The sequence below is a fragment of the Rahnella sp. JUb53 genome, assembly GCF_004346065.1.
Classification (GTDB): Bacteria; Pseudomonadota; Gammaproteobacteria; order Enterobacterales; family Enterobacteriaceae; genus Rahnella; species Rahnella variigena.
Genome location: NZ_SLYT01000003.1, coordinates 465106 through 489307, shown reverse-complemented (window position 1 = coordinate 489307; position 24202 = coordinate 465106). Strand labels below are relative to the sequence as shown.

General features: G+C 52.4%; 26 protein-coding genes. 16 read left to right on the top strand and 10 right to left on the bottom strand.

All coding sequences use genetic code 11. The features are described 5' to 3' along the window. Position 1: 1 nt before the first annotated feature. From lptE to lipA, 12 genes are all read left to right on the top strand, one after another. Positions 2-640: an LPS assembly lipoprotein LptE gene (lptE, locus tag EC840_RS10025; protein ID WP_165929019.1), complete on the top strand. Its 639-nt coding sequence runs from the start codon at positions 2-4 to the stop codon at positions 638-640. After that, positions 637-1677 (top strand): DNA polymerase III subunit delta, encoded by a 1041-nt coding sequence (gene holA / locus EC840_RS10020; protein WP_132965148.1) that lies wholly within the window; start codon positions 637-639, stop codon positions 1675-1677. Before lptE ends, holA begins: the two co-directional genes overlap by 4 nt. Before the next feature lie 15 nt (positions 1678-1692). Then, positions 1693-2373, top strand: a complete 681-nt coding sequence (gene nadD, locus EC840_RS10015; RefSeq protein ID WP_132965146.1) for a nicotinate-nucleotide adenylyltransferase — start codon at positions 1693-1695, stop codon at positions 2371-2373. A gap of 206 nt (positions 2374-2579) precedes the next feature. Beyond that, positions 2580-2897: a ribosome silencing factor gene (gene rsfS / locus EC840_RS10010; RefSeq protein ID WP_015698163.1), complete on the top strand. Its 318-nt coding sequence runs from the start codon at positions 2580-2582 to the stop codon at positions 2895-2897. Positions 2898-2900: 3 nt separating this feature from the next. Then, positions 2901-3371 carry a 23S rRNA (pseudouridine(1915)-N(3))-methyltransferase RlmH gene (rlmH, locus tag EC840_RS10005; protein ID WP_112287631.1) on the top strand — a complete coding sequence of 157 codons (471 nt, stop codon included), beginning with the start codon at positions 2901-2903 and terminating at the stop codon, positions 3369-3371. A 38-nt stretch (positions 3372-3409) separates the two neighbouring features. Continuing rightward, positions 3410-5314, top strand: a complete 1905-nt coding sequence (gene mrdA / locus EC840_RS10000) for a peptidoglycan DD-transpeptidase MrdA (RefSeq protein WP_113876061.1) — start codon at positions 3410-3412, stop codon at positions 5312-5314. Between the two features lie 6 nt (positions 5315-5320). Further along, on the top strand, positions 5321-6433 hold the full coding sequence (mrdB, locus tag EC840_RS09995) for a peptidoglycan glycosyltransferase MrdB (protein WP_112287630.1): 1113 nt from the start codon (positions 5321-5323) through the stop codon (positions 6431-6433). Between the two features lie 9 nt (positions 6434-6442). Then, complete coding sequence (gene rlpA, locus EC840_RS09990) at positions 6443-7594, top strand: endolytic peptidoglycan transglycosylase RlpA (protein WP_132965144.1); 1152 nt, start codon at positions 6443-6445, stop codon at positions 7592-7594. A 172-nt stretch (positions 7595-7766) separates the two neighbouring features. Continuing rightward, complete coding sequence (gene dacA, locus EC840_RS09985; protein ID WP_112287628.1) at positions 7767-8975, top strand: D-alanyl-D-alanine carboxypeptidase DacA; 1209 nt, start codon at positions 7767-7769, stop codon at positions 8973-8975. A 124-nt stretch (positions 8976-9099) separates the two neighbouring features. After that, positions 9100-9363 (top strand): DUF493 family protein YbeD, encoded by a 264-nt coding sequence (gene ybeD, locus EC840_RS09980; RefSeq protein ID WP_013576500.1) that lies wholly within the window; start codon positions 9100-9102, stop codon positions 9361-9363. A 76-nt stretch (positions 9364-9439) separates the two neighbouring features. After that, the gene (gene lipB, locus EC840_RS09975) at positions 9440-10123 is read left to right on the top strand and encodes a lipoyl(octanoyl) transferase LipB (protein WP_129638367.1); all 684 of its coding nucleotides are present in this window, start codon (positions 9440-9442) and stop codon (positions 10121-10123) included. A 335-nt stretch (positions 10124-10458) separates the two neighbouring features. Further along, positions 10459-11424, top strand: a complete 966-nt coding sequence (gene lipA / locus EC840_RS09970; protein ID WP_095921145.1) for a lipoyl synthase — start codon at positions 10459-10461, stop codon at positions 11422-11424. Between the two features lie 121 nt (positions 11425-11545). On the opposite strand, the gene tatA is transcribed toward lipA, so the two are convergent. From tatA to EC840_RS09940, 6 genes are all read right to left on the bottom strand, one after another. Continuing rightward, positions 11546-11752, bottom strand: coding sequence for a Sec-independent protein translocase subunit TatA (tatA, locus tag EC840_RS09965; RefSeq protein WP_112287626.1), 207 nt, complete (start codon positions 11750-11752; stop codon positions 11546-11548). Positions 11753-12088: 336 nt separating this feature from the next. Then, complete coding sequence (locus EC840_RS09960) at positions 12089-12886, bottom strand: amino acid ABC transporter ATP-binding protein (RefSeq protein WP_132965142.1); 798 nt, start codon at positions 12884-12886, stop codon at positions 12089-12091. Next, positions 12883-13866 carry an amino acid ABC transporter permease gene (locus EC840_RS09955; protein WP_113876063.1) on the bottom strand — a complete coding sequence of 328 codons (984 nt, stop codon included), beginning with the start codon at positions 13864-13866 and terminating at the stop codon, positions 12883-12885. The genes EC840_RS09960 and EC840_RS09955 overlap by 4 nt, the downstream gene beginning before the upstream one ends. Continuing rightward, positions 13863-14771 carry an ABC transporter substrate-binding protein gene (locus EC840_RS09950; RefSeq protein ID WP_112287623.1) on the bottom strand — a complete coding sequence of 303 codons (909 nt, stop codon included), beginning with the start codon at positions 14769-14771 and terminating at the stop codon, positions 13863-13865. Before EC840_RS09950 ends, EC840_RS09955 begins: the two co-directional genes overlap by 4 nt. 234 nt (positions 14772-15005) lie before the next feature. Then, entirely contained in the window at positions 15006-15800 is a 795-nt protein-coding gene (locus tag EC840_RS09945; RefSeq protein WP_132965140.1) for a deaminated glutathione amidase, read from the bottom strand. A gap of 37 nt (positions 15801-15837) precedes the next feature. Further along, positions 15838-16800 carry a nitrate ABC transporter substrate-binding protein gene (locus EC840_RS09940; RefSeq protein ID WP_132965138.1) on the bottom strand — a complete coding sequence of 321 codons (963 nt, stop codon included), beginning with the start codon at positions 16798-16800 and terminating at the stop codon, positions 15838-15840. 210 nt (positions 16801-17010) lie between these two features. Here EC840_RS09940 and EC840_RS09935 point away from each other — a divergent pair, with 210 nt between their 5' ends. Continuing rightward, on the top strand, positions 17011-18357 hold the full coding sequence (locus EC840_RS09935) for an aminotransferase class I/II-fold pyridoxal phosphate-dependent enzyme (RefSeq protein WP_132965136.1): 1347 nt from the start codon (positions 17011-17013) through the stop codon (positions 18355-18357). 4 nt (positions 18358-18361) lie between these two features. On the opposite strand, the gene EC840_RS09930 is transcribed toward EC840_RS09935, so the two are convergent. Then, positions 18362-18784, bottom strand: a complete 423-nt coding sequence (locus EC840_RS09930) for a GNAT family N-acetyltransferase (protein WP_112287620.1) — start codon at positions 18782-18784, stop codon at positions 18362-18364. A 114-nt stretch (positions 18785-18898) separates the two neighbouring features. Between EC840_RS09930 and crcB the strand changes: the two genes are divergently transcribed. From crcB to EC840_RS09915, 3 genes are all read left to right on the top strand, one after another. Next, positions 18899-19282: a fluoride efflux transporter CrcB gene (gene crcB, locus EC840_RS09925; protein ID WP_112287619.1), complete on the top strand. Its 384-nt coding sequence runs from the start codon at positions 18899-18901 to the stop codon at positions 19280-19282. 470 nt (positions 19283-19752) lie between these two features. Then, positions 19753-20409, top strand: a complete 657-nt coding sequence (locus tag EC840_RS09920) for a TetR family transcriptional regulator (protein WP_129638362.1) — start codon at positions 19753-19755, stop codon at positions 20407-20409. Between the two features lie 9 nt (positions 20410-20418). Next, positions 20419-21606, top strand: a complete 1188-nt coding sequence (locus EC840_RS09915; RefSeq protein ID WP_132965134.1) for a multidrug effflux MFS transporter — start codon at positions 20419-20421, stop codon at positions 21604-21606. 64 nt (positions 21607-21670) lie between these two features. Here EC840_RS09915 and cspE read toward each other — a convergent pair whose 3' ends face one another. The 3 genes from cspE to EC840_RS09900 all read right to left on the bottom strand — a co-directional run bounded on the left by cspE (position 21671) and on the right by EC840_RS09900 (position 24147). Continuing rightward, complete coding sequence (cspE, locus tag EC840_RS09910; RefSeq protein WP_009636912.1) at positions 21671-21880, bottom strand: transcription antiterminator/RNA stability regulator CspE; 210 nt, start codon at positions 21878-21880, stop codon at positions 21671-21673. A gap of 177 nt (positions 21881-22057) precedes the next feature. Next, the gene (locus EC840_RS09905) at positions 22058-22801 is read right to left on the bottom strand and encodes a DUF2076 domain-containing protein (protein WP_112287616.1); all 744 of its coding nucleotides are present in this window, start codon (positions 22799-22801) and stop codon (positions 22058-22060) included. A gap of 215 nt (positions 22802-23016) precedes the next feature. Beyond that, positions 23017-24147: an ABC transporter substrate-binding protein gene (locus EC840_RS09900; RefSeq protein WP_129638361.1), complete on the bottom strand. Its 1131-nt coding sequence runs from the start codon at positions 24145-24147 to the stop codon at positions 23017-23019. Between the last annotated feature and the right edge of the window lie 55 nt (positions 24148-24202).

Below are 24202 nucleotides of genomic sequence, written 5' to 3'. Positions count from 1 at the left end.
TGTGCGACATCCCTTAGTGACACTGCTGCTGACCGCCGCAGTTATGGTGACAGCAGGTTGCGGATTCCATTTACGTGGAAAAACCAACGTTCCCGACGAACTGCAAACAATCGTTTTAGACAGTGGGGATCCGTATGGTCCGATGACTCGTAATATCAGGACTCAGCTGCGTCTTAGCAATGTGACCATTGTTGATGATCCAACCAAACAGCAGCGTAAGGATATTCCTTCGCTGCGCGTGGGTGCAGAGTCAGTAGGTCAAAGTACCGCGTCGATCTTCCAGGACGGTAAAACCGCTGAGTACCAGATGGAAATGAATCTGAGTGCAACCGTACTGATGCCGGGTAAAGATATTTATCCAATCCACGTGAAAGTGTTCCGTTCGTTCTTTGACAACCCGTTAACGGCGCTGGCAAAAGATAACGAGCAGGACATCATTATCGATGAAATGCGTCAGCAGGCTGCACAGCAACTGATCCGTAAGTTGCTGACCGTTCATGCGTCTGAACTGCATAAAGCTGAAGATGTCGGCGGACGTGAGGTAGAAGTCATTTCTACCAGTACATCCGCTGGCAGCAAGTCGTCTGAGGATACCAAAGAGGTACCACCAACGACGTCGTCCAGCACGTCTGTAAAATGATCCGAGTTTATCCGGAACAACTTGCCGCGCAGCTCCGTGAGGGGCTGCGCGCTTGTTATGTGTTATGTGGCAACGAGCCTTTGTTGCTGCAGGAAAGTCAGGACAGCATCCGCAAAGCGGCGCAGCTGGCTAATTTCGAAGAGCATTACACCTTTATCATCGATAACCATACTGAATGGGAATCAATCTTCAGCATCTGCCAGGCGCTCAGCCTTTTCGCCAGCCGTCAGACCCTGATGCTTATCCTGCCCGAAAATGGTCCGACAGCGCCGGTTGCCGAACAACTCCTTAAACTCACGACGTTATTGCATGATGACATCCTGCTGCTGTTACGCGGAACTAAGCTGACCAAAGCTCAGGAAAACAGTGCATGGTTTAAAGCGCTGAGTGACAAAGGCGTTTTCATCAGTTGCCAGACGCCCGAACAGGCTCAGTTGCCGCGCTGGGTTTCACGCCGTGCGAAAGAGTTATCTCTGGAGCTTGATGAGCCCGCCAACCAGCTTTTGTGTTACTGCTATGAAGGCAACCTTCTGGCGTTAGCGCAGTCTCTGGAGCGCCTCTCCCTGCTTTATCCGGATGGTAAACTCACGCTGCCACGCGTGGAAGAAGCCGTGAATGATGCTGCGCATTTTACGCCATATCACTGGCTGGATGCTCTGCTTGCGGGGAAAAGTAAACGTGCCTGGCACATTTTGCGTCAGCTGCAACAGGAAGACAGCGAGCCGGTTATTTTACTGCGCACCGTGCAACGTGAACTTCTGATGCTGTTGAATCTGAAACGTAAAATGGATAACACGCCACTCCGCACATTGTTTGATCAGCAAAAAGTCTGGCAAAATCGCCGGGCACTGGTGACACAGGCACTGCAACGCTTATCGCTAGCGCAACTTTCTCAGGCCGTACGTTTACTGACTCAAATGGAAATCACGCTAAAACAAGATTATGGTCAGTCAGTCTGGTCGGAGCTTGAAAGCCTCTCCATGCTATTATGTGGAAAACCATTACCCACCCATTTCGCTGGTTTGGGTTCGTATTGAAGTCAGGTATCCGTTATGCCGCGTAACACCTCTCTTACTTTGTCCTCCGGCCCTGCACCGTTGCTGGCCTTTTTCGGCGGCACGTTCGATCCGATCCATTACGGTCATCTGAAACCGGTGGCCAGTCTGGCGAATATCGCCGGGTTTGATCAGGTTATCCTGCTGCCCAATAATGTCCCGCCGCATCGTCCGCAGCCCGAGGCCACGGCGCAACAACGCCTGCAGATGGTTGAGCTTGCCGTCGCCGCCGATCCGCTGTTTTCTGTTGATCCCCGCGAACTGATGGTGGATACGCCCTCCTACACCATCGAGACACTTGCAACGTTACGTAAAGAACATGGCGATGATTGCCCGCTGGCGTTTATCATTGGGCAGGATTCATTGCTGACGTTGCATAAATGGCACCGCTGGGCGTCACTGCTGGATTTCTGTCATCTGGTGGTGATGGCGCGTCCGGGATACAAAGAGCGTCTCGATACGCCAGAATTACAGAAATGGTATGACGCCCACCGGGTGACTGATGCTGAAAAGCTGAAACAGAAACCCTGCGGATTCATTTATCAGGCCAATACGCCCCTGCTGGATATTTCAGCGACAGAAATCCGGGAACGGCGCCATGCGGGGCTAGATTGCTCAGATTTACTGCCAGCAGCGGTTGAGCACTATATTGAATCGCAGGGCTTGTACCGCCAGTAGCGAACGCGTGCTATACTGCGCCGCTTAATTTCGGCTCTCGATAACGCTACGTGACTCACCAATACAATGTATTGATTGTTAAACGTTTTAGGCTGTTTTCCTGATAACCGCTATGTTTATCCATCATGAGACTGATTGTCGCTTCGGTGCCGCACCGGCGAACGTCTTGTGGTGTCAATTGTTTCAAACATCCCCAGGGGGAACCTTTGCAAGGTAAAGCGCTCCAAGATTTTGTTGTCGATAAAGTCGACGACCTGAAAGCACAAGACATCATTGCCATTGATGTTAAAGGTAAATCAAGCATCACTGACTGCATGATTATTTGTACCGGCACATCAAGCCGCCATGTTATGTCCATCGCCGGGCATTTGGTTGAAGAAATCAAAGCCGTCGGTCTCGATGCGATGGGCGTGAAAGGCATCAACGAAGCTGACTGGGTCGTTGTCGATCTGGGCGAAGTGATCGTTCATGTTATGCAGGAAGAAAGCCGTCAGTTGTATGAGCTTGAGAAACTCTGGGGCTGATGCGTGAAGCTGCAACTTGTCGCCGTCGGCACTAAAATGCCTGACTGGGTACAAACCGGTTTTAACGATTATCTGCACCGCTTTCCTAAAGACATGCCGTTTGAACTGACTGAGGTTCCGGCAGGGAAGCGCGGGAAGAACGCGGATATCAAACGCATTCTTGAGAAAGAAGGCGAGCTGATGCTGGCCGCGGTCGGAAAAGGGAATCGCATCGTGACGCTGGATATTCCAGGGACACCGTGGGAAACCCCGCAACTGGCGCAGCAACTGGAACGCTGGAAACAGGACGGACGTAATGTCAGCCTGCTGATCGGCGGTCCGGAAGGATTAGCTCCGGCCTGCAAGGCGGCGGCGGAACAGAGCTGGTCGCTCTCTCCGTTGACACTTCCTCACCCGCTGGTTCGGGTTCTGGTCGCGGAAAGTCTTTACCGTGCCTGGAGTATTACCACTAATCATCCATACCACCGCGAATAACGGGTGGTGAATGTCAGCAACATGAATTAAGTAGTGGGATGAAAATAGATCGTAACCCTTTTCGCGACTATACGGCTGAATCAGCCCTCTTTGTGCGCCGTGCACTGGTGGCGTTCATCGGCATTCTGCTACTTAGCGGTGTCCTGGCCTTCAATCTCTATAACCTGCAAATCGTCCGGTTTCAGGATTACCAAACCCGTTCCAACGATAACCGCATCAAGCTGGTGCCGATTGCGCCAAGCCGCGGGATTATCTATGACCGTAACGGCACCCCGCTGGCGCTGAACCGGACGATTTATCAGCTGGAACTGGTGCCGGAAAAGGTTGACGATTTGCAGGCCACGCTCGAAGGCCTCAGACCGATTGTTGATCTCACCGATGAAGATATCGAAAACTTCAAGAAAGAACGTCAGCGCTCGCGGCGTTTCACTTCAATAGCGGTAAAAACAGCCCTGACCGAAGTTCAGGTCGCGCGTTTCTCCGTGAACCAGTTTCATTTCCCCGGCGTTGAAGTCAAAGGCTATCAGCGTCGCTATTATCCTTACGGCTCTGCACTGACGCACGTGATCGGCTACGTGTCGAAAATTAACGACCGCGACGTAGAACGTCTGGATAAAGACGGTATTCTCGCCAACTACGCGGCGACGCACGACATTGGTAAGCTCGGCATTGAGCGTTATTACGAAGATACCCTGCACGGTAAAACCGGCTACGAAGAGGTAGAAGTTAATAACCGCGGCCGCGTTATCCGCCAGCTTCACGAAGAACCGCCTCAGGCGGGGAAAGATATTTACCTGACTATCGACCTGCCTTTGCAGCAATACATTGAAGTGTTGCTGACCGGCAGCCGTGCCGCGGTGGTGGTGACCGATCCACGCGATGGGGCGATCCGCGCGCTGGTGTCTAACCCAAGTTATGATCCGAACCTGTTTGTGGATGGCATCTCCAGTAAGGATTACAGCGGTCTTCTTAACGACCCGAACAAACCGCTGATTAACCGTACCACACAGGGTGTTTACCCGCCGGCCTCGACCGTGAAACCGTACATTTCAGTTTCAGCACTGACCTCGGGCGTAATCACTAAAAACACGTCGTTGTTCGATCCGGGCTGGTGGCAGTTGCCGGGATCTGACAAGCGTTATCGCGACTGGAAACACTGGGGTCATGGTCGTCTGAACGTCACCAAAGCACTTGAGGAATCGGCTGATACCTTCTTCTATCAGGTGGCTTATGATATGGGCATCGACCGTCTTTCCGAGTGGATGGGCAAATTTGGTTACGGACACTACAGCGGCATCGATTTATCGGAAGAACGCAGCGGTAATATGCCAAACCGTGACTGGAAGTTTAAACGCTTCAAAAAGCCGTGGTATCAGGGCGACACCATTCCGGTCGGTATCGGTCAGGGCTACTGGACAGCAACACCGGTCCAAATCATGAAGGCCATGACCACGCTGATTAATGACGGCAATGTCAAAACGCCGCATTTACTGCTGAGTACCAAAGTTGACGGGCAGCTCGTGCCTTATAAGCAACAGGAAACCACGCAAATTGGTGATATCCATTCCGGCTACTGGGAAATTGCCAAAGACGGGATGTACGGCGTAGCTAACCGACCAAACGGGACTGCGCGCAAATATTTTGCTGATGCGCCTTACAAAGCAGCGGCCAAATCGGGGACAGCACAAGTTTACGGTTTGAAAGCCAATGAAATCTATAATGCGCATAAAATCGCTGAGCATCTGCGTGACCATAAGCTGATGACCTCTTTCGCACCGTACGATAAACCGACTGTGGCCGTGGCCGTGGTGCTGGAGAACGGCGGTGCGGGTCCGGCAGTGGGGACCATTTCCCGCCAGATACTCGACCATATTTTACTGGGCGACAATACGACACAATTACCGGCTGACGCGCCAGCGCCGCCGGGAACCGAAGGTGATTAACCGTCAATGACTGAGAACCAACAGAAAAGATCATTGTGGTCGAAAATGCATATCGACCTGACGATGTTGCTGATCATACTTGCGCTGCTGACGTACAGTGCGTTTGTCATGTGGAGCGCCAGCGGTCAGGATATGGGCATGATGGAGCGTAAAATCGGCCAGATCCTGATGGGTCTGGTGATCATGCTGGTCATGGCGCAAATTCCCCCGCGCGTTTATGAAAGCTGGGCGCCCTATCTTTATATCTTCTGCGTCTTCCTGTTAGTGCTGGTAGATGCGTTCGGCAGTATCAGTAAAGGTGCGCAGCGCTGGCTGGATCTGGGGATTATCAAATTCCAGCCGTCGGAACTGGCGAAGATCGCCGTGCCGTTAATGGTCGCGCGCTTTATCAACCGCGACGTCTGTCCGCCGTCACTGAAAAATACCGCTATCGCACTGGCGCTGATTTTTATCCCTACCCTGCTGGTGGCCGCGCAGCCCGATCTCGGCACCTCGATTCTGATTGCCGCCTCAGGTCTGTTTGTGCTGTTTCTTTCCGGTATGAGCTGGAAACTGATCGCCGTCGCCGCCATTCTGGTTGCCGCGTTTATCCCGATTTTGTGGTTCTTCCTGATGCACGATTATCAGCGTGACCGCGTAATGATGCTCCTCGATCCGGAAAGCGATCCGCTGGGAGCCGGCTATCATATTATTCAGTCGAAAATTGCTATCGGTTCGGGCGGACTATCCGGTAAAGGCTGGCTGCACGGTACGCAGTCACAGCTGGAATTCTTGCCGGAACGACACACCGACTTTATCTTTGCCGTACTGGCCGAAGAACTGGGCCTGATTGGCGTGCTGGTGCTGCTGGGGCTGTACCTGTGCCTGATCATGCGTGGTCTGGTGATCGCCGCCAATGCGCAAACAACTTTCGGGCGTGTCATGTCCGGCGGACTGATGCTGATTCTGTTCGTTTATGTCTTTGTTAACATCGGCATGGTCAGTGGTATTGTCCCGGTAGTTGGGGTACCTTTGCCTCTGGTCAGCTATGGCGGGTCAGCACTCATCGTGCTAATGGCAGGGTTTGGTATCGTCATGTCGATACATACTCATCGAAAAATGTTGTCAAAAAATTTATAGAGGTGAGCAATGCGTAAGGAGTGGCTTGGAGCTGTCATTATCGGTTTGCTGTTAAGTGGTTGCGCCACTGAAGATACCCAGCAACAACAACCGGCACCGCAACAAGCCTATAACGGCCCTGTGGTGGAAATCGGCGGGGCTGATCCGCGTTACGAACCTTATAATCAGGGCACGATGCAGGATTATACCGTCAACGGTAAAACCTATAAGATCATCAAAGACCCGTCTAACTTCTCTCAGGTCGGTCAGGCTGCCTGGTACGGTCAGGAAAATGGCGGCAATACCACGGCAATCGGTGAAGAATTCGACCCGAGTGCCATGACCGCCGCGCACCCGACACTGCCGATCCCAAGCTATGTTCGCGTCACCAACATGGCAACAGGCCGTATGCTGGTTGTGCGTGTTAACGACCGTGGTCCTTATGTGCCGGGCAAAATAATTGACCTGTCACAGGCAGCCGCAGATCGCCTGAATCTGACCAACAGCACTAAAGTCCGTATCGATTTCATCAATGTGGCGCAAGACGGTACATTGTCCGGACCGGGTACGATTGGTACGACTGTCGCTAAACAATCTTACGCCCTGCCGTCACGTCCAAGTTTAGGTGCCAGCAGCATGGGCACGCCGACGCTGAGCACTCAACCGGTCGATACTTCAGATGTGCGTCCGATCAGCAACAGCACCCTAAGTAATCCGAATGCTGCGCCATTAACCAATGACGAAGATAACAACGCCGCCGTAGCCTCTGCGCCAGCAGCGACCACGATGTCCGGTAACAGCAGCGGCGGTGGATTTCTGAGTGCGCCAACACCTCTGCGTCAGGGGGTGTTAGAAGGCAGCGAACCGGTGGCAGCACCGGTTGCTGTCGCCAGTGCCGCGCCGGTTGCAGCAACTGCGGCTTCCGCAGCGCCTGCGCATACCACTGCCGTTCCTTCCTCGGGATTTATGGTGCAGGTTGGCGCACTGAGTAATCCTCAGAATGCGCAACTGTGGCAAAAAAGCCTCAGCCAGCGTTTCTCTGTACCCGGTAAAGTACAGGCCAATGGCAGCACCTATCGCGTGCAGCTTGGTCCGTTCAGCACCCGCCAGCAGGCCGAACAGCTGAAACAGCGACTGGCCAGCGAAGCCCAGCAGCAGTCTTTCGTCACTGCCAGCATGTAATTTAGAAATAAGGGGCTGCGGCCCCGTTTTTATCAGTGCTCTGTCTTATAAGGGCTCTGTCTTATAAGTAAAAATCAGTAAGCGCCGGTAATCGAAGATGTCTGACTTATGACTCTTCTGCTATAGTGGCGCACGTTTATCACTTACTCCCACGGATGTTGTTGTCCCGATCATGAAACTTGTAAATACTTCACGTTTAGTCAAAAGCCTCGCATTTGGCACCGTAATCACTTTAAGTGCAGCGTCCGCCTATGCCGACGATGTTAATTTAAAAACAATGATCCCTGGCGTTCCGCAAATTGATGCTGAAGCCTATGTCCTGATCGACTACAACTCCGGTAAAGTTCTGGCAGAAATGAATGCCGACGCACGCCGCGACCCTGCCAGCCTGACAAAAATGATGACCAGTTATGTGATTGGTCAGTCCATCAAAGCCGGCAAAATCTCCCCAACTGATATCGTGACCGTCGGTCAGGACGCCTGGGCAACCGGCAATCCGGTGTTCAAAGGCTCTTCCCTGATGTTCTTAAAACCAGGCGATCGCGTGCCGGTTTCTGAACTGAACCGCGGGATTATCCTGCAATCAGGTAACGACGCCTGTGTGGCGATGGCCGACCATGTCGCCGGCAGCCAGGACGCTTTCGTCGCCATCATGAACAACTACGTGAACGCGCTGGGTCTGAAAAATACCCATTTCGGTACCGTTCATGGTCTTGATGCCGCCGGTCAGTACAGCTCCGCCCGTGATATGGCGCTGATTGGTCAGGCGCTGATCCGTGATGTGCCGGAAGAATACGCCACCTATAAAGAGAAAGAATTCACCTTCAACAATATCCGCCAGATGAACCGTAACGGTTTGCTGTGGGATAACAGTCTGAATGTTGACGGCATTAAAACCGGTCACACCGATTCAGCAGGTTACAACCTGGTGGCTTCTGCAACTGAAGGCCAGATGCGTCTGATCTCTGCCGTCATGGGCGGTCACACCTACAAAGGTCGTGAAGTTGAAAGTAAAAAGCTGCTGACCTGGGGCTTCCGCTTCTTCGAAACGGTTTCTCCGCTGAAAGCCGGGAAAGAGTTTGCCTCTGAGCCAGTCTGGTTTGGCGATACCGACCGTGTGGCGCTGGGTGTCGAAAAAGATGCATACCTGACCATCCCGCGTGGCCGTATGAAAGACCTGAAAGCCAGCTACGTGCTGAACACTCCTGAACTGCACGCGCCGTTGCAGAAAAATCAGGTGGTTGGCTCAATCAACTTCCAGCTTGATGGTAAAACCATTGATGAGCGTCCTCTGGTGGTGATGAACGAAGTGAAAGAAGGCGGCTTCTTTGGTCGCATCGTGGATTACATCAAACTGATGTTCCACCACTGGTTCGGTTAAGTGGCTGCTTGAAAAAGTTTGCAACAATCCCCATATAACCGGTATAGATTATGGCTCCCGCTACGGCGGGAGTTATACTTTCAGAGACAAAACTTAATACGCTGTACAACACGCTGGAGTGCACATGAAAACCAAACTGAACGAACTGCTCGAATTCCCTTGTCCCTTTACTTACAAAGTAATGGGCCTGGCACAACCCGAGCTGGTGGACCAGGTTGTGGAAGTCGTGCAACGCCATGCGCCTGGTGACTACAATCCTCAGGTAAAACCGAGCAGTAAAGGGAATTATCACTCCGTTTCTATTACGATCACTGCCACCCACATCGATCAGGTCGAGACCCTGTACGATGAGCTGGGCAATATCGAAATTGTCCGCATGGTGCTGTAAGCCCTTTCTGACCGATACGCGCGGGAGCCACAATACTGTCGCGCGTTCTCCCCTTCCCTGACTGACGATAACTGCCGTGCAACCACATAACCCGCAAGAACGTATCGTACTGCGCCAGCTTGGCCTTCAGCCTTATGAGCCCGTTTCTCTGGCCATGCACCACTTCACTGAACACCGTAACGCTGACTCGCTTGACGAGATCTGGCTGGTTCAGCATCCGCGTGTCTTTACGCAGGGTCAGGCAGGCAAAGCTGAACATGTTCTGATGCCCGGCGATATTCCGGTTATCCAGAGTGATCGCGGCGGTCAGGTGACGTATCACGGTCCCGGTCAGCAGGTGATGTACGTGATGGTGGATCTCAAGCGCAAAAAGCTCGGCGTCCGTCAGCTGGTCACAGCTATCGAACAAACGGTGGTGGATACGCTGGCGCATTTCTGTATCGACGCTTATCCGCGTGCCGACGCGCCGGGTGTCTATGTCGATGGCAAGAAGATTTGTTCGCTTGGTCTGCGCATTCGCAAAGGCTGTTCGTTACACGGTCTGGCGCTGAATATTGATATGGATCTGGAGCCGTTCCACCGGATCAATCCCTGCGGATATGCTGGTCTCGAAATGACTCAGGCCAGTCTGGAAAAGCCGGGTTTAACAGTCGATCAGGTCATGCCTGTTCTGGTGAAATCCTTTAACCATCGCCTTGATTATCAGCAGGTTGATTATCTGCCGTGGCAGATTGAACACTATTCCTCTTCAGCGGAATGATTTTCATCGATTCAAAAACTGCGTCATAAAACCTGCTGCGAAAAAATATTTACACACCATTAACACCCTCTCTCCGGCAGGGGGTGTTTGTGGAAAAAGCTAATATTTTCAATCCACTGGAATCATTACAGGGTTGTTTTTTCGAGAATTATTCTTGTTTAAGGTTAAATAATTGCAGCATTTAGCACTTCAGGCCATGACGAAGGGCTGAACGCAGGGATGCTTCAATGATATAATTTCCGCATTATTTCTACTTTTTTTGATGAATCAGCCAGTTCATTGAATGTCCTGAAAAAACTCGGGTAACGAGTGACAAACCTGGAAGCTGCGAGATTATGAGTAAACCGATTCAGATGGAACGCGGCGTCAAATACCGCGATGCAGACAAGATGGCGTTAATCCCGGTGAAAACCGTGGTCAGTGACCGGCAGGAAATGTTACGTAAGCCGGCATGGATGAAAATCAAATTACCTGCCGACTCAACGAAAATTCAGGGCATTAAATCAGCGCTGCGCAAGAACGGCCTGCATTCTGTCTGTGAAGAAGCAGCTTGTCCTAACCTTTCCGAATGCTTCAACCACGGCACCGCGACCTTCATGATCCTGGGCGCTATTTGTACCCGTCGCTGCCCGTTCTGCGACGTGGCACATGGTCGTCCGACCGCACCAGACACCAACGAGCCAGAAAAACTGGCGCAAACCATCTCGGATATGGGTCTGCGTTATGTGGTTATCACCTCTGTTGACCGTGATGATTTGCGCGATGGCGGTGCTCAGCACTTTGCTGATTGTATTACGGCAATCCGCGCGAAAAACCCGACCATCAAAATTGAAACGCTGGTACCGGATTTCCGTGGCCGTATGGATCGCGCACTGGACATTCTCAACGCCAGCCCGCCGGATGTGTTTAACCACAATCTGGAAAACGTGCCACGCGTTTACCGTCAGGTTCGTCCTGGCGCGAACTACGAATGGTCACTGACCCTGCTGCAACGCTTTAAAGAAGCGCATCCGGAAATCCCAACCAAATCTGGCCTGATGGTCGGTCTGGGTGAAACCAACGAAGAAATCATCGAAGTGATGCGCGACCTGCGTCGCCACGGTGTGACCATGCTGACGCTCGGCCAGTACTTACAGCCAAGCCGTCACCATTTGCCGGTTCAGCGTTACGTGAGCCCGGAAGAGTTTGACCAGATGAAAGAAGCGGCGATGGAAATGGGCTTCACCCATGCAGCCTGCGGTCCGTTCGTGCGTTCTTCTTATCACGCCGATCTGCAAGCCAAAGGCTTAGAAGTTAAATAAAGTCTGACGTGGTGCTCCGGCACTGCGTTTAATATTTTGTTACTTCTTATCGCCGAAAACAAAAAAGGTTGTTCGTGAGAACAACCTTTTTTTATGCCCGGAAAACGTGATTGAGTCAGACTCAGTCTTTGTGCTCTACGCGCTCAGCCGGTTTAGCTTCTGCTGTTTTTTCAGCAGCTGCCGGAGCCGGATCATCATTCATGGCTTTCTTGAAGCCACGCAGTGCTGCACCCAGGTCGCCGCCCAGAGAACGCAGTTTGCTGGTACCGAACAACAGAACGATCAGCACGCCGACCACCAACAATTTAGTAATACTTAGACCTTCCATACATACCTTCTTTACACTGAGTGCTGGAAAACAGCAGTGACAATTTGTCGCTATTAACGGCCATTCGCGACGTTAATACAACCCGAAAATGTAACAGAACGGATCCAGAACTGTGCGCATTATGACCATAGTGAGCTATTATGAGCGTGAATAGCCTGCTCATAAAGTAATTCTGTCTTTATTTACAGCAAAACCACTTCGTCTTTGATTTCGACCCGTTTTACACGCCCGATTAGCCCGCCCGACCATGTGGTGTTTGAGGCGAAGAAAGACGGGCGGAACCGGGTTGAGATAGCAGAGTAAATCTATCGCTTCCCCGTGTTCTGCCCGCTGTTATCAGATGAAGCGGCTCAGGAATGCCTGCGTGCGAGGATGCTGAGGATTCACCAGCACCTCATCTGCCGCGCCCTGCTCAACCACCACTCCGCGATCCATAAACACCACACGGTCAGCTGCTTCTTTCGCAAAACCGATTTCATGGGTGACCACAATCATGGTCAGCCCCTGCTGCGCCAGATCGCGCATAGTCGCAAGCACCTCGCCCACCAGTTCAGGGTCAAGCGCTGAAGTGGGTTCATCAAACAACATCAGTTTAGGTTTCACTGCCAGCGCACGGGCAATCGCGACGCGCTGCTGTTGTCCGCCGGAAAGATGGCGCGGATACGCATCGGCCTTATCGCTCAGTCCGACCTTTTGCAGCAACTCACGGGCATATTTCTCTGCGTCCTGACGGCTTTCTTTATGCACGCCGACCGGGGCTTCAATAATGTTTTGCAGCACGGTCATATGCGGATAAAGATTGAATTGCTGAAACACCATGCCGATATCCCGGCGCTGGCGCGCAATCGCCCGTTCAGGCAATTTATGCAAACGATCGCCGCGCAGCTCATAACCGATTTGCTCACCGCCCATCATAATAGAACCGCGATCGATATCTTCCAGATGATTAATACAGCGCAGGAATGTCGATTTACCTGAGCCTGACGGCCCGAGGATCACCACCACTTCGCTGGGTTTCACATCCAGATCAATGCCTTTCAGCACTTCATTATCACCGTAACTTTTATGTACGTTACGGGCTGTCACCAGTGATGCCGGTTCGGATGACTGTGCGTCGGATAATAGTTGACTCATAAGTCCTCCTTTCGGGCCAGACCCGGCGAGTTAATGATCGGCGCGGTTTTTTCTTCCGCATTACCCTGACGTCGCTTCGCATTAGGCAACGTCCGGCGCGTACCCCGGGAATAATAGCGTTCTATCGCCGACTGTCCGAGATTGAGTAATGACGTGATAAACAGATACCAGATCACCGCCACCATCAGCATCGGTACCACTTCAAAGGTGCGGTTATAAATGGTTTGCACCGAATACAGCAGGTCGCCCATAGCAATAACGCTGACCAGCGACGTCGCTTTAATCATGCTGATCAGCTGATTACCGGTCGGAGGGATAATCGAACGCATCGCCTGCGGAATGATGATCCGGCGAAGCGCGCGACCACGGCTCATGCCGAACGCCTGCGCAGTTTCCGCCTGACCGTTATCCACCGATAACAAACCGGCGCGGATGATTTCGGCCATATACGCCGCTTCGTTCAGCGCCAGACCGGCAATCGCTGCCGTCAGCGGCGTGATCAGATCATTGGTATTCCAGCTCAAATATTGCGGACCAAACGGGATACCGAGCACCACCCGAGGGAACAGCGTCGACATGTTGTACCAGAACAGCAATTGCACCAGCAGCGGCGTACCGCGGAAGAACCAGATGTACAATCCTGCTAATCTTCGCAGCAGCATGCTGTCGGACAATCGGGCAATCGCCAGCATCAGGCCGATGAAAACACCGAGCACCATTGAGACCACGGTAAGGCCAAGCGTGACGCCCAGGCCTTTGATGACTGTACCTTCCGTAAACCACTGCGCCACCACATGCCATTCGAAATTGGGATTGTGAGAGACAGCCCAGAGAACATCCGCGGCAATCAGCAGCACCACTATCCAGGCAATCCAGCGACCGTAGTTTCGCGGTGCATGGGAAAACTCGACGTTACGTCGTGGATCCTGCGTATAGTCGTCCTTGACTGCCGGCGTTGAACTATACGTTTTATCAGTCATTTAGCCTGCGCCTTTGCCAGGTTGATGCCCGGTGCTGGGATCATATTGCCTTCCAGCCCCCATTTTTTCATGATGATGGCGTAGGTGCCGTTATCGAACAATTTCTGATAACCGGCAAGGATCGCATCACGCACTGGGGAATCTTTTGCCACCACCGTGCCCTGGAAGATATCGCCAAATCCGTTGGATTTACCGGTGCCGGTCAGCTCAAGCTGGCCGTTGGCTTTTTCCACGAAATACGTCAGCGGAGCCTGAGAAGAGAAGAACGCGTCGGAACGGTTTGAGCGCACAGCCAGAATTGACGTCGGCTGATCGCTGAAAGATTGCACCGTGACTGCCGGTTTACCGTCTTTCACACACACATCCGATTGCTTGCGGATAACCTGTTCAGCAGACCCGCCCGCCATGACAGCGATGCGTTTACCGCAGGTATCATCGAGAGAAGTGATCTTTTCCGGATTACCTTTGCGTACGCCGAACACCACGTATTCTTTCACAAAATCGATGAAATCATTTTTCGCCTGACGATCCGGATAATCACCAATCGGGCCGATGCCCATCTGGTAACGACCAGCCGCCATACCGCTGAGGATGCCAGATAAACCGCTCACGGAAGCATGTTCAATTTTCACACCTAACACTTCGGCCAGCGCGTGTGCCAGATCGGCGCTTGCACCGTCCAGACCGTTTGCGCCGGTGACGATTTCATACGGAGGGAATGACCCGTTGTTCACCGACGTCATCACGCCTGACTTTTGAATATCCGCAGGTAATTTAGCGTGGATCGCCGGATCCATCGTCTGCGTCGGGATGGTCACATTTTCAGCAGCCAGGGCATTCATGGAAGATACGGAAAGTAATGCAGCAGTCAGAACAGCAGCCTGACGTAATTTTTTTGCCATCATTCTCTTATTTCCTCTGTCGAAAAAGTCGGTCTGTGAGTTTATGAATGTTGTGTATTTATAGTGAGTGCCTTCCGTGGCGGGATTCCGGATGCTTCTTTTCGAAGCTTTTTCTATGGTTTTTTCTATGGCTATTAAAAACAGCTTTAGCCTTTTATTTATAAAACAAACGCATTCCCTGGTGAGGGCGCGGTACTGCATGAAATCAGTGGCCGCCGTTGAGGACCGGCAGCGAAATCAGTCCTGACGCAATTGCGGTAAACCAAAGCGGCGGTTTGCCAGCACCGGTAACACCTTGCGGGCATGTGCCAGACGATCTTTATCCAGTTCGGCAAACACCAGCGCCGGGGCTTCTGCTGCGCGGGCAATGGCCACACCCAGCGGATCGACCACCATACTGTTGCCGATATTACGCTCGCCACACTCGCCCACTGCCACCATATAAGTGGTGTTTTCCAGTGCGCGCGCCGTGACAAGCACTTCCCAATGCATTTCTTTCAGCGGGCCTTTCACCCACGCGGCAGGCAGAACCAGCACGTCTGCGCCATCCAGCACCAGACGCCGCGCCAGTTCCGGGAAACGCACGTCATAACAGGTCATCAGGCCGATGTTAAAACCGGCGACATTGACCAGCGGCGGCACTTCATCGCCAGCCGTAACGTTTATCGATTCCTGTGAAGAAAAGGCATCATAAAGATGCAGCTTCTGGTATTCAGAGATAATTTCGCCATTACGGATGGAAATCAGCACGTTATAGGCACGACCGTCCGGTGCGGGCGTGTGCACGCTCATCATGGTGGTCATCTGATTGCCCCGGCTGGCGGCGACCAGCTGGCTGACAAACGGGCCATCCAGAGGCTGTGCCGCTTTCAAAACCAGATCCGGATCGGTGATGTCGCGCGCCAGAATGCCTTCCGGCAATACCAGCAAATCCGCACCCGCTTCCAGCGATTTCGCCATCAGCGAAAGGCAGGTTTCGACGTTCGCTTCCCATTCACGGGAAACGGCAAACTGACCTAATGCAACTTTCATCTTTACTCCCCTGTCGCCTGAGAATTCAGGCAAGTGGTTAGATAGTATTAGCAAATTGCGGGAACAACTCCTGCGGCGTCAGGCGTTTAGCCGTCAGTCCCTGCGCATGTAATTCATGAGCAAAATCGTCGATCATTTTCTCATTGGCCGCGTAACCGTTTGCATTCCAGTCCGCAGGTAAATCGATGACCGTACGACGTAAATCGTCCAGCAACCACGGTGTGGTATCGGCATATTTAGCGCGCTTATCCATCCAGACCTGATAAGAACGGTCGATAATTTCGCTCAGTGCCTGCGGTAACCACGGGTGTTCTTCGGCCAGTGCAGGTTTGATCGCCAGCAGGTGAATGCCAGGGATATAACCGACGCGGTTAAAATAGGCCAGTTCGGCGGTACGGAAATCCGGCTGGAACTGACGGAAACCGGAGTCAGCTTTGAAGAAACCGTCAGGCATGAAGGGCGTGAAAATCGCGTCCAGCCAGCCTTCCTGCAACAACTCCATCATCGGACGCTCTTCCGGCACCGCTTCAATACGGCCTTCACGACCAAAACCTGCCAGACGATCCACAACCGGATGCGCTTCGGTCAGACGACCGACATACCAGTTCGCATCTTCAATGCCCACGCCTTCCAGCGCCAGCAACGTGCGGGTCCAGGTGTTGCCGGAATCCTGCCAGCCGGTCAGTCCGATACGTTTGCCTGCCAGCTGAGAAAGTTCGGTCAGCGGGCTGTCTTCGCGGGTGATGATGCAACGCTGGCGGAAACCGCGCATCAGGAAATGCGGTATCGCCAGCAGATCGGATTCGCCCCGCGCACGCCCTTGTGCGTAGCGGCTGAAAGAGACTTCGCCCGCATCGTATTTATCGCTGCTGCCCAGATTATCGACCAGCGTACCCACGCGATCGATTTCAAGATTAAAGCCTTCCGGTTTGAGGTCGCCCAACGCCAGCGGCGTAAAATAATCCCAGTCACGAACTGCCAGCCTGATGGTAATCGTCACATCTGTCCCCTTAAGTGTCAGCATGGTTGATATGCAGAAAAACAACTGTGCGTTTACAAACCTTCCCGCAAACACACCAAATTCTTTTACGAAGGAGACCATCCTCATCGTAATGTGATTATTTTATCGCCTCCTCTGGCTAAGTTTGATACTAATGGCATAAATTAATATGTACAATAGATTCTTTGTTACTGAACAAAAGGCGAGAAAATGGCAGAAAACCCCCTCGAAAAAACGCTGGATGCACAATGGTTAGCGACGCAATTACAGGATCGTTCCATGCGGGGCATTGCAATTGAAACCGCAGCGATGATCCGCTCCGGCGTGATTGAAATCGGAACGCACCTGCCCGCCGTCCGTGAACTGGCGCAGGCGCTGGGGGTCAGTCCGGCCACGGTATCCGCCGCCTGGGGGCAACTCCGCAGACAAAAAGTGATCGCCGGTCGCGGGCGTAACGGCGTCTGGGTGTGCGGGGACATGCTCTCGCCGAGACCGGCGCGGTTCGAGAAAATCGGCAATTTTGGCGAACATATCATTGCGGATCTGGCGCTGTCTTCGCCGGATCCGGAGTTGCTGCCAAACCTGCTCGAAGCCATGCAACACGGCGTTGGCGCAGACAATCTCAACAGCTATCAGCGTGAGGCCATCGCGCCGTCTTTGCTTGAAGCGGCTAAACAGGACTGGCCTTATGACGCGCCGGCTTTTATGTCTGCGGATGGGGGGTTTGACGGGATGAACCTGACGTTGCAAACCTTGCTGATGCAGGGTTCCGTGGTGGCTATCGAAGATCCGACCGCTACCCGTTTGCTGGATATGCTGGACAATCTGGGCGCGCAGGTCATTGCCGTGAAATGTGATGAGTTCGGCCCGCTGCCGGAATCCCTGACTCAGGCGCTGCTGAAAAATCCTTCCGCGTTTATTTATCAGCCCCGTACGCACTCACATTGCGGTCACGCCATCAATGCGGAACGTTATGCTGCGCTGGCGGAAATTCTCAGCCAGAGCAATACGCTGATCATTGAAGATGACGGCATCGGGCAATTGTCCTGTCATCCGCCGCTCAGTATGGGCAGTCGCCTGCCTGACCGGACGGTGCATGTTCGCTCCTATTCCAAAGCTTACGGGCCGGATTTGCGGCTGGCCGTCATTTCAGGATCGAAAGATTTAATCAAACAAATCAAATCATTCCGTAACTTTGGTGCCGGCTGGTCGAGCCGAATTTTACAGGAAGCACTGGCCTGGCTGATTAAAGATCCGAAAACGCAGGAAGGTATTTCGCACGCCAAAAGCGTATATGCACAGCGCCGTAAAGCCATGTCCGATGCCTTACGCATACGCGGGATTAACATTCCCGAACGCGACGGGCTGGCGATGTGGATCCCGGTGCCATCGGAGCAGTTCGCACTGGTCACAATGGCTGCGCGGGGCATTGCCGTTCTGCCCGGCGAGCGCAGCCGCATCGGGCCGGGGCAGTTTATCCGTATCAGTACCAATCAGGTGAAACCAGAACAGGTTGATTTAATTGCCGATGCTTTGGTTCTGGCAATGGGTGCCTGATGATTTACCGTTTTTTTAGCAAATACTTCGGCGACTCTTCGTACTGCGCCCGCGCATAGAACTGGTGGGCGCGCACGCGGCGGGTATGGCTGTGAACTTCCATACGGTCACAGCCACGTTCAGCCGCCAGCCGTTCTGCTTCATCGAGCAATTTCTGGCCGATACCGCCGCCACGACACTGATCACTGACGCATAAATAGCTGATACGGCAGAATTCTCCGGCCAGGGCGATTTGCGGGATATAGTGCAACGAGATAAAGCCCACCGCTTTGCCGTCTGCTTCAGCAACCAGCAGACAACTGTCCGGGTTGGTCGCCATTTTTACCACACGTTCTGCTATGGCTTCCGGCGTGTTGGGATAATCCAAATCGCCCAGCAATTGCGCCAGAATCTGCGCGTCTGAAACAACACCTTCTCTGATTAGCATGGCATTTTCCTGGTTACATACTGTTTCTGTATCGTGGCTACACAAGCCTCAGGACGCGAGGTAAACTTAGCGCCCGGCCCTTTCTGAATTCATCTGCTTTTTTAAGGCATTACTATGTTTAGCACCTTACTTGCAGTCTTTATTGGCGGTGGTATTGGCAGCGTGGTCCGCTGGTATGTCAGCCTCAAAATGAACGGGATGAGTCCGGTTCTGCCCGTGGGTACACTGACGGTGAATCTGGTCGGCGCTTTTATTATTGGTCTGTGTATCGCCCTTTTCACCCGTCTGACTCATATTGATCCGGTGTGGAAACTGCTGATCACCACCGGTTTTTGCGGCGGTTTAACCACCTTCTCCACCTTCTCACTGGAAGTCGTGTACATGTTACAGGATGGCCGTTTTGGTGCCGCTCTGCTTAATATGGCGCTCAATCTTGCCGGTTCCCTGGCCATGACGTTACTGGCCTTCATGCTGGTCAGCTGGTTCAGCGCGCACTGATACTATCTTCCGGCGATGCCTTTTTTATGACAAAAGGCATCGCTGCCCTAAATTTGTGACACAGGTTCTTATCCTTCCGCCTCGCCTTAATGTTTCCTTCATCTTCTGTACTGATAATAGCGTCAGTTCACTCTGGTTTATTTTCGAGGTATGGCATGTTTTCTGTTCCAAAAACGTCTTCTGAGCTTCTGGTTGTTGCTCTCTGTATTCTGACTGTTGTCGCTTTTTTACAGGCTTACTTTGCCTGAATAACAATGTCTTGCCCGTTGAGTTATCACTTCTCCCTTTTCCGTAAACGGCGCATTCCTCAGGTTTGCGCCGTTTGCATTTCAGCGTCGTGCGTAATAGCGCTGAAACTAAACGTCACTTTTCATTCCATTCATAATACAAATATTTACCTGTTCCTCCTTATTGCCTATACTTGAGAATGATCGTTCACAGTCACTGTCAGCAAAATTCTCAGGTAAATCATGCTTCACCCACAACAATGCAGTAAAGACGCGCGCATCAGCGCACGGCGCGACCAGATTATTGCCGCAGCACGCCTGTGTTTTCGCAAGCACGGCTTTCACGGTGCCGGCATGGCTGAAATCGCTAAAACTTCACTGCTCAGCGTGGGACAAATTTACCGCTATTTCGCGAATAAAGACGCCATCATCGAAGAGATTGTGCGCCGCATCGTGATGAAAAAAATCAGACTGATGACCGGCAATGCCCACAATCTGCAGCAGGTGGCACACAATCTGGCATACCGCCGGATTGGCAATCTCAGCGCGCCTTATAAAGAAGAACTGTGCGCGGTTCAAAAAGAACAGGCAGAAATTGACCACGCATTAATGCTGGAAGTAGCCGCAGAAGCCACCCGCAATCCTGTTGTGGAAAAGATCTGGCGCGACTCTGAAAAACAATTGTTCAACGAAGCAAAGTCTCTGCTCAGTGCCACCTTCCCGCAATTTTCAGAAGCTGAAATGACGGCCAAAGTGGAAACTTTAGCAGTGATTTGTGAAGGGACCGCATTTCGTCGACTGACGACAATTCACGCCGACGCGGAGCTTCTGGAAGCCATCTACCATCGCTACTTCCAGAGCCTCTTCGAAACGGATTTAATCACCAGCAAACCGGAATAAACCTTTACCATGAGCGCTCATCTGCAAGAAAAACGCCTCGGTTATGCCCTGGTGCTAGGTTCCCTCGCCGCACTGGGTCCCTTATGCACCGATTTATATCTTCCCGCGCTGCCAGAGATGGCAGGCGATCTGAATACCACAACCGCCAGCGCCCAACTTAGTCTGACCGCCGGTTTACTCGGCCTCGGTTTCGGCCAGTTACTGTTTGGCCCGCTGAGCGACCGTTATGGCCGTATGCGACCTTTATTATGGTCACTGGCTTTATTGCTGGCCGCGTCAGTCTGGTGCGCCGTGGCGCAGGATATCAGTCAGCTGATTGTCGCCCGTCTTTTACAAGGGATCGCCGGTGCCGGAGGTGCCGTGTTGTCACGCGCAGTCGCGAGGGATTTATATAACGGACATGAGCTGACACGTTTTTTTGCGTTGCTGATGCTGGTCAACGGGCTGGCACCGATTATCGCGCCGGTACTTGGCGGCGCCTTACTGAACTGGGTGAACTGGCGGGGAATATTCGGCGTACTGGCGTTCATTGCCATCTTACTGTTCAGCTTCTCGTCGCTGAAACTGCATGAAACCTTAGCCCCCGAACGCCGTTCGCCGGGCGGCATTTTCAGCATGTTAGGTTCGGTATTCAGCCTGCTGAAACACCGTCCGTTTATGGGTTTGTGCCTGACACAGGGCTTTATCATGGCGGGAATGTTTGCGTATATCGGCGCATCGCCGTTTGTGCTGCAACAGATTTACCATCTCAGCCCGCAGATGTTCAGCCTGTGCTTTGCGATAAACGGCATCGGACTGGTGATTTCCGCGCAGGTATCTACCCGCCTGAGTCGTCGTTTTGGTGAACTGGCACTGGTGAAAGCCGGTTTAGGTATCGCCGCTGTGGCCTCCGTTGCACTGGTCATCGCCGCAAGCTTTAACGCGCCGCTGGTGATGCTGCTGATCCCGCTGTTCTTCTCGGTGATGGTGATAGGAATTATCGGCCCGAATGCCGGATCACTGGCAATGCAAAGTCAGGGGAAAAACGCAGGCAGCGCTTCTGCTCTGCTCGGGGTTTGTATGTTTGCGCTTGGCGCACTGGCGGTGCCGGTGACCGGCTTTGGCAGCCAGCCCGCCCTGTCGATGGGGCTGACCATTCTTGGCTGCTACGCGATTGCTATCCTGATGTTCATGATGCTGGTCCGCAAACCGGCGTAAATATTTCACGAATGACAGGCAAAAAAAAACCCGCTTCGGCGGGTTTTTTAGAATTCGGCTAAAGTCAGATAGCGATAACGTTAGCAGCCGACGGGCCTTTGGCACCATTGGTGATTTCGAACTCTACGCGCTGGCCTTCAGCAAGGGTTTTGAAACCGTTGCTGGAAATAGCAGAGAAATGAACGAAAACATCTTTGCTGCCATCTTCAGGGGTAATGAAACCAAAACCTTTAGATTCATTGAACCACTTAACGCTACCTTTAATCTTAGACATCAAACTTACCTTTACGTGAATGTTGGACACAAAATGTGTGTCAAATACAGTACAGCAACAGATTTCACTTTTGTCCAGAATTCTGATGGTAATAAGCGATAAAGCTCTCACTCCTGACTTTCTGTTGCTTTGTTCTGCTGTCGAAAAGGCCTTTAATCGCCTTATGACATCAACCGGTTAGAAGAATGAGTCGTCATCATTGTTGAAATCGTCAGTGTCGAAATCATCATTTCCAAAACCCAAATCCGAATTGTCATTGCGCAGCGAGGCGTCTTCCCATGAAGGCTGACCGCTATCAAAACTCTGATTATTGTCGAGGAAACTGCTGTCAGCCGGATTGAGATCCTGCACTGGCGGCTCTTCGATAATATTGACGATTTCCTGCGGCTGGCTGTGATGGAACATGCCGGTCAGCATATCCGCCAGCACCACACCGCCCGCAACACCGGCGGCTGTGCGCAGTGCGCTGCCTAAAAAGCCCGGCTGCTGAGGCGCGGCCTGAGCCGGAGCCTGCTGCTGCGGTTGTGCAGCATATTGCTGTTGCTGAGGCTGACTGCCCCACCCTTGCGTACCGGGAATAGGCTGGCTGCCCTGCGACGCCTGACGCTGTGGCGCAGCCTGGGAGGAGCCGCCGCCAAACAAACCGGCCAGAAAACCGCTGCTTTGTGGTTTGGCGGTTTGCGCCTGCTGTTGCAGCTGTTCATTCTGCTGTTGCAGTTCCTGCACCTGCGCATTGAGCTTGGTCAGCGCCGCTTCCTGAATAATCATCGCCTGCGCCATGTAATAGGGGGCAGACGGTTGCTGACGAATATGGGCCTGAATCACACGCTCAGCTTCCGCATCACGCGGTGCTGTATTGGACTCAGCCTGTTGTAAGCGACCAAAAAGTCCGTCAATTAAACGCTGTTCTTCAGATTGCATAAATTCACCTTGTTGATGTGTCGTACGACGCCTTATACGGTATTCACCGGCGTGATAACGCTACAGTAATACAGTTACATTTTTGTATGAATTAACGGAGTGTCAACAAATGTGACGAAGGTAAAGTTGGTGCAGAAAACATGCGGAGGGATTGAAAATCCGCCTGCGGGACCACAGGCGGAATCATCAGACCTGAGAAGGACAGATGTCAGTCGTTACTTTTTCGGCGTCCAGCCCAGAATGAAATCCTGATCCGGCAGGTTAGTGAAGTTACGCACGATGTCGTGATACGTCTTCGCCGGATCCAGATCTTTGAACTGTTGCGGATAGATAAATTTCGCCAGATATTCCATGCCGACAATGTTGTAAGGATGGTTGTAGAACTGGTGATAAACGCCATACACATGGTTGGTGCTAACCGCCGGGATCTGCGCAACGCCGGTACGGGAGAGCAACACTTTGGCTTGTTTATCCACATCAGCTTCATTCGCACCATAACCGAACGGAAGAATGTGCGTAACGGAACCGGAAGCCGGACGCGCAGAACCGGTCATGATGTAAACGTCCGGTTTCATGCTGATGACTTGTTCCAGAGAAACCGTGCCGGATGCGCCCGGCAGCAGTTTAGAACCAATATTATTGGCATCAACGGCCTGGATCAGTTTGCCCCAGCCTGCATTCCCATGGGTAAAGCAGCAGGAATCGTCACGCCCGGCAATCGGCTCAATGAACACATTTGGCCTGGTTTTAATCGCAGCGACGGCCTTCTGAATAGCCTGGAAGTGCTCATTATAAAACGCGGTATAGGCGCGGGCATTGTCTTCCTGATTCATCACTTTACCCAGCAGCTCAATGCTCGGCGCGGTATTTTTGGCCGGATCCAGTTCGTAATCCACGAACAGCACCGGAATATGCAGCGCAGCCAGTTTTTCCAGCACACCAGCCTGCGCCAGCGAGTCTTTGGCACGCGTCTGAGCAATCATCAGATCCGGTTTTTTGGCGATCACCGTTTCCAGATCCACCTGCCCCTTATCGCTGAATCCCATATCGAGGATTTTCGCTGAGTCAGGCCATTTGCTTTTCAGCATGTCCCAGGTGCCGCTGTCCGTTTTCTTCAGCAGGTTATTCCACGCCACCACATGCTGGAACGGATTGGCTTTGTCCAGAACGGCCAGCGCCAGCAGATCACGCCCATCCTGCAAAATCACACGCTGCGGCGCTTTATCAATAGTGACCTTTTGCCCGGCCATATCGGTCACGGTCAGCGGATAGGTGGTAGCAAAAACGGAGAATGAGGCAGCCATCAGACCTGTAACAGACAGCACGCGAGCGGTGTTCTTTAACATGCGATTACCCGAAGATGAGAATGAATAAGAAATGATTTTGATAATTGTTATCAAG